Below are 5,162 nucleotides of genomic sequence, written 5' to 3' on the forward strand. Positions count from 1 at the left end.
GAGCAGAACCTGCGCAGCGGCGACAAGACGCTGGCGCGCTTCGAGACCTACAAGGTGCAGGCCGGCGACCGCGTGCTGAGCAGCGCGACCGCGCCGCCGCCGAAGGCCCTGCCGACCATCGACCTGATGAGCGAGCCGACGCCGGCCGCGCAGGGCGAGCTCACCTGGCGGCTCGGCCTGACGCTCGGCGCGGCCAACCTGCTGCTGCTGGCGATCGGGCTGTCGGCCACGCAGCCGCGGCGGGCCAGCAACTGGAACCTGCTGTTCGCGCTGCTGAGCTTCGTCGTCTACTACAACCTGATCAACCTGTCGCAGGCCTGGGTGGCCGGCGGCAAGGCCGGCATGGGCGCGATCCTCGTGACGATGCACGGCGGCGTGCTGCTGCTGGCGATGGCCCTGATCTGGTGGCGCGACAACGGCACGCACTGGAGCCTGCGGCGACGCCACGGCAACAACGGCGGCGGCCTGAAGCAGCGCATGCAGGAGGCCTGCAAGAAATGAGGACGGTGCGCCGCCTGCTCTACGCCGACATCGTCTCGTCGGTGGCCTTCGTCGCCGTGGCCTTCCTGTCGCTGTTCTTCTTCATCGACTTCGTCGACGAGCTGGGCAGCATCACGAAGACCTACACCGCGCTGCACGCGGCGGTGTACTCGCTGCTCGAGCTGCCGGGCCACCTGTACGAGCTGTCGCCGATCGCGGTGCTGATCGGCACCATCTATGCGCTGTCGCGCCTCGCGCAGTCGTCCGAGTTCACCGTGCTGCGCACCGGCGGGCTGGGCCCGGGGCGTGCGCTGTTCCTGCTGACCGGGCTGGGCATGGCGTTCGGCCTGCTGACCTTCGTCGTCGGCGACTACCTCGCGCCGCTCAGCGAGCGCGGCGCGGCGCAGCTGCAGGCGCGCTACAAGGGCGGCTTCAGCCTGGGCATCACCGGCGCCTGGCTGAAGGATCACCGCGTGACGCCCGACGGCGAGCGCTCGTACTCGGTCAACGTCGGCAGCGCGGCGGCCGGCGGCGAGCTGCTGAACATCCGCATCTTCGAATCCGACGGCAACGGCCGGCTGCTGCGCCGCATCAGCGCGGCACGCGGGCGCGTCGGCAGCGACGACAACTGGACGCTGCAGGACGTGAACCTGACCGACTGGCAGGATGCCGCCAGCGGCGGGCTGGTGCACGCGCAGCAGCTGCCGGTCTACACCTGGCCGAGCACGATGCCGGCCAACGTGGTGGCCGCCGCGGTGCTGCCCGAGGGCTCGATGTCGACGCTGGAGCTGTTCCGCTACATCACGCACCTGTCCGACAACGAGCAGACGGCGCAGCGCCACGAGATCCAGTTCTGGAAGCGCGCGCTGTACCCGCTCGCCTGCCTGGTGATGGTGGCGCTCGCGCTGCCGTTCGCCTACCTGCATGCGCGCGCCGGCGGCGTCAGCCTGAAGGTGTTCGGCGGGATCATGCTGGGCATCAGCTTCGTGCTGCTGAACAACGTCGCGGCGCACCTGGGGCTGCTGCAGAACTGGACGCCCTGGATCGTGGCCGCCACGCCGAGCGCGATCTACCTGATGCTGTCGCTGGCCGCCTTCAGCTGGCTCGTGAGGTACCGGTGACCCGCGGACTGCTGCTGTTCGCGCATGGCGCGCGCGATCCGCGCTGGGCCATCCCGTTCGAGGACGTGGCCGAGCGCGTGCGACGCGCGCATCCGGGCGTGCCGGTCGCCCTCGCCTTCCTCGAGTTCATGACGCCCGACCTGCGCGAGGCCGGCCGCCAGCTCGCCGCTCAAGGCTGCAGCCGGGTCGACGTGCTGCCGCTCTTCCTTGGCGCCGGCGGCCATGTGCGCAAGGACCTGCCGGAGCTGATGGCCGAACTCGCCAGCGCGCACGCCGGCGTCCGCTGGCAACTGCACCCCGCGGTCGGCGAACTCGACAGCGTCATCGCCGCGATGGCCGCCGCCGCCGGCCAGCTGCTTCGCGCATCCACAGACACGAAGTGATTTAATCCGGGCAATCCACAGATTGCCAAGGAATATGAACCTGCACCAGTTCCGGTTCGTCCAGGAGGCCGTTCGCCGCAACCTGAACCTGACCGAGACCGCCAAAGCGCTGTTCACCTCGCAGCCCGGCATCTCCAAGGCCATCCTCGAACTCGAGGACGAACTCGGCGTCGACATCTTCGCGCGCCACGGCAAGCGGCTGCGCCGCGTCACCGAACCCGGCGTCGAGGTGCTGAAGTCGATCGAGGTGATCATGCGCGAGGTCGGCAACCTGAAGCGCATCGGCGAGGAGTTCTCGAAGCAGGACGCCGGCACGCTGTCGATCGCCACCACGCACACGCAGGCGCGCTACTTCCTGCCGGAGCCGGTGGCCCAGCTGCGCAAGCGCTTCCCGAAGGTCAACATCAGCCTGCACCAGGGCGCGCCGGCGCAGGTCGCGCAGATGGTGATCGAGGAGGTGGCCGACATCGGCATCGCGACCGAATCGCTGGCCGAGCACGACGAACTCGTGACCCTGCCCTGCTACGAATGGCAGCACGCGGTCGTGATGCCGGCCGGCCACCCGCTCGCGCAGCTCGAACGCATCACGCTCGAGGACCTGGCGCAGCAGCCGCTGGTGTCGTACCACCCGTCGTTCAGCGGCCGCACGCGCGTCGACCAGGCCTTCGCCGCGCGGAAGCTGAAGCCGAACATCGTGCTGGAGGCGATCGATGCCGACGTCATCAAGACCTACGTGCGCCTGGGCATGGGCATCGGCGTGCTGGCCGAGATCGCGGTGCGCGACGACCCGCCGAACGGCGAACTCGTCTCGCGCCCGGTCGGCCACCTGTTCGGCGCCAACGTCACCCGCGTCGCGTTCAAGCGCGGCGCCTACCTGCGCAACTTCGTCTATGCGTTCGCCGAGATGCTGTCCGACCGCCTGAACCGCGGGCTGATCGCGCGCGCGATGAGCGGCGATGCCGCCGACGCCGGACACGATTACCAGCTCTGAGATCCACCAGCCCTGATCCACCCGCCATGACCACCCTGCGAACCCCCACCATCGCAAGCCGCCTGCCGCAGGTCGGCACGACCATCTTCACCGTGATGTCGGCCCTTGCGCAGCAGCACGGCGCCGTCAACCTCGGCCAGGGCTTCCCCGATTTCGACGGCGACCCGCGGCTGCTCGATGCGGTGAGCGGCGCGATGCACCGCGGCCTGAACCAATATCCGCCGATGACCGGCGTGCCGGCCTTGCGCGAGGCGGTGGCCGCGAAGATCGCCACGCTGTACGGCCATGCGTACGACCCCGGCACCGAGATCACGATCACCGCCGGCGCGACGCAGGCCATCATCACCGCGGTCCTCGCGATCGTGCACCCGGGCGACGAGGTGATCGTGCTCGACCCGTGCTACGACAGCTACGAGCCGAACATCGTGCTGGCCGGCGGCACCGCGGTGCACGTGCCGCTGACGCCCCGCACCTTCCGGCCCGATTTCGAGCGCATCCGCGCCGCGCTCTCGCCGCGCACCCGCGCGATCATCATCAACACGCCGCACAACCCGAGCGCCACCGTCTGGACCGCCGCCGAGATGCAGCAGCTGGCCGAGCTGCTGCGCCCGACCGACGTGTTCGTGATCGCCGACGAGGTCTACGAGCACATGGTGTACGACGGCCAGCGGCACGAAAGCGTCGCGCGCCACCCGGAGCTGGCCGCGCGCAGCTTCATCGTCTCGAGCTTCGGCAAGACCTACCACGTGACCGGCTGGAAGGTCGGCTACGTCGCGGCGCCCGCGCCGCTCACGGCCGAGTTCCGCAAGGTGCACCAGTTCAACGTCTTCACCGTCAACACGCCGGTGCAGCACGGGCTGGCCGAGTACATGGCCGACCCGGCGCCCTACCTCGAACTGCCGGCGTTCTACCAGCGCAAGCGCGACCTGTTCCGCGCCGGGCTGGCGGCCACGCGGCTGAAGCTGCTGCCGAGCGCGGGCAGCTATTTCCAGAGCGTCGACTACTCGGCCGTCAGCGAGCTGAGCGAGGAAGGCTTCTGCCGCTGGCTGACCACCGAGATCGGTGTCGCGGCGATCCCGGTGTCGGTGTTCTATGCCGGCGGCTTCGAGCAGAAGCTGGCGCGCTTCTGCTTCGCGAAGAAGGACGAGACGCTGGAGCGGGCGCTGGAGCGGCTGGCGAAGCTGTAGCCTCCCGTTCGCCCTGAGCCTGTCGAAGGATCAGCGGGACCCACGCGCCTTGGGGTTGCGGGTGGTGTCGAGCTCGCTCAGTTCGCTGAGGTCGAAGTCGAGCCCGGGGCGCGAGTCGGAGGCATCGCGCAGCGGTGCGCCCGGCCCCGACAGCCGGGCCGGGTCGGTGGAGATGTCGAGATCGAGCGTGAGGCGCTCGACCTCGGGTGGTGGCGGCGCTGGGTCGCTGTGCAGCGGCATCGGCGCGGAATCGGGCCTCACCTCCGCGGCGGACAGGTCCAGCGTGATGTCGAAGCCCCCCTCCATCGGCAGCAGCAGGTCGACGCCCTCGGGGCGCACGTCGCGCTCGGCCAGGTCGCGCGCGATGCCGTACAGGAACAGCAGGTCGCGGTAGGCCGGCACGTCGAACGGCGGGCCCTGGTTGCGCCGGAACAGCGCGCCGTCGAGCGTGGCCATCGCTTCCGCCGGCGCCGACCACAGCGATTGCACGCGGGCCAGCAGCTCGGGGAAGCCCTCTTCGAGGTCGCGCTCCTTCGACGGGTCGTGCTCGTCCCACTCGATCGCGTAGGCGTTGAAGCGCCGGTTGAAGCGCTCGCGGATGCGGTCGTACGGGTCGCGCTCGCCGCGGCGGCGGTAGATCTCCATCAGCTTCAGGTACGGCAGCGGGCTCACGCCGCCGGTGCTGCGCACGTGGCCCATCAGCAGGTCGACCGCCGCATCGTCCTGCCCGAGCACGACGAAGAACTCGACCTGCTGGTCGAGGTCGATCAGCTCGTCGGCCGACATCGGCCGGTGCGGCTCCAGTGATTCGGGGTCGAGGTCGGACCGGGTCTCCCGCGACAGCGTGGCCTGCATCGCGGCCACGGCGCGCGGCGTCAGCGTGACGTCCATCGGCTGCGTCGGCATCGGCGTGCCGGGCCGCTTGCGCACCGGGGGCGGCGTGTCGACCAGCACCGCGCCGCCGCCGGACGGATCGGGCGACATCGCCGCCGGGATGGTC

The 5,162-nt window shown here is 70.1% G+C and carries 5 protein-coding genes and 1 pseudogene; 5 read left to right on the forward strand and 1 reads right to left on the reverse strand.

Annotation, left to right across the window (positions count from 1 at the left end; all coding sequences use genetic code 11):
• From AC1D15_RS17190 to AC1D15_RS17210, 5 genes are all read left to right on the forward strand, one after another.
• On the forward strand, nt 1–501 hold a 501-nt coding region (locus tag AC1D15_RS17190; protein ID WP_477826924.1), incomplete at its 5' end, for an LptF/LptG family permease.
• Entirely contained in the window at nt 498–1,601 is a 1,104-nt protein-coding gene (gene lptG, locus AC1D15_RS17195; RefSeq protein ID WP_477826925.1) for an LPS export ABC transporter permease LptG, read from the forward strand. The genes AC1D15_RS17190 and lptG, both read left to right, overlap by 4 nt.
• Nucleotides 1,598–1,984, forward strand: a complete 387-nt coding sequence (locus tag AC1D15_RS17200; RefSeq protein WP_477826926.1) for a sirohydrochlorin chelatase — start codon at nt 1,598–1,600, stop codon at nt 1,982–1,984. The genes lptG and AC1D15_RS17200 overlap by 4 nt, the downstream gene beginning before the upstream one ends.
• 34 nt (nt 1,985–2,018) lie before the next feature.
• The gene (locus tag AC1D15_RS17205; RefSeq protein WP_477826927.1) at nt 2,019–2,975 is read left to right on the forward strand and encodes a CysB family HTH-type transcriptional regulator; all 957 of its coding nucleotides are present in this window, start codon (nt 2,019–2,021) and stop codon (nt 2,973–2,975) included.
• 26 nt (nt 2,976–3,001) lie between these two features.
• The gene (locus tag AC1D15_RS17210; RefSeq protein WP_465114592.1) at nt 3,002–4,162 is read left to right on the forward strand and encodes a pyridoxal phosphate-dependent aminotransferase; all 1,161 of its coding nucleotides are present in this window, start codon (nt 3,002–3,004) and stop codon (nt 4,160–4,162) included.
• 30 nt (nt 4,163–4,192) lie between these two features.
• Here AC1D15_RS17210 and AC1D15_RS17215 read toward each other — a convergent pair.
• Nucleotides 4,193–5,162: pseudogene (locus tag AC1D15_RS17215) on the reverse strand (hypothetical protein); the annotation flags it as partial.

It is taken from the genome of Rhizobacter sp. P2_H2, assembly GCF_056403375.1.

What these genes read in the sequence shown, in the direction of transcription:
- lptG (WP_477826925.1), top strand. Translation starts at nt 498, where the DNA reads ATGAGGACGGTGCGCCGCCTGCTCTACGCCGACATCGTCTCGTCGGTG.
- AC1D15_RS17205 (WP_477826927.1), top strand. Translation starts at nt 2,019, where the DNA reads ATGAACCTGCACCAGTTCCGGTTCGTCCAGGAGGCCGTTCGCCGCAAC.
- AC1D15_RS17210 (WP_465114592.1), top strand. Translation starts at nt 3,002, where the DNA reads ATGACCACCCTGCGAACCCCCACCATCGCAAGCCGCCTGCCGCAGGTC.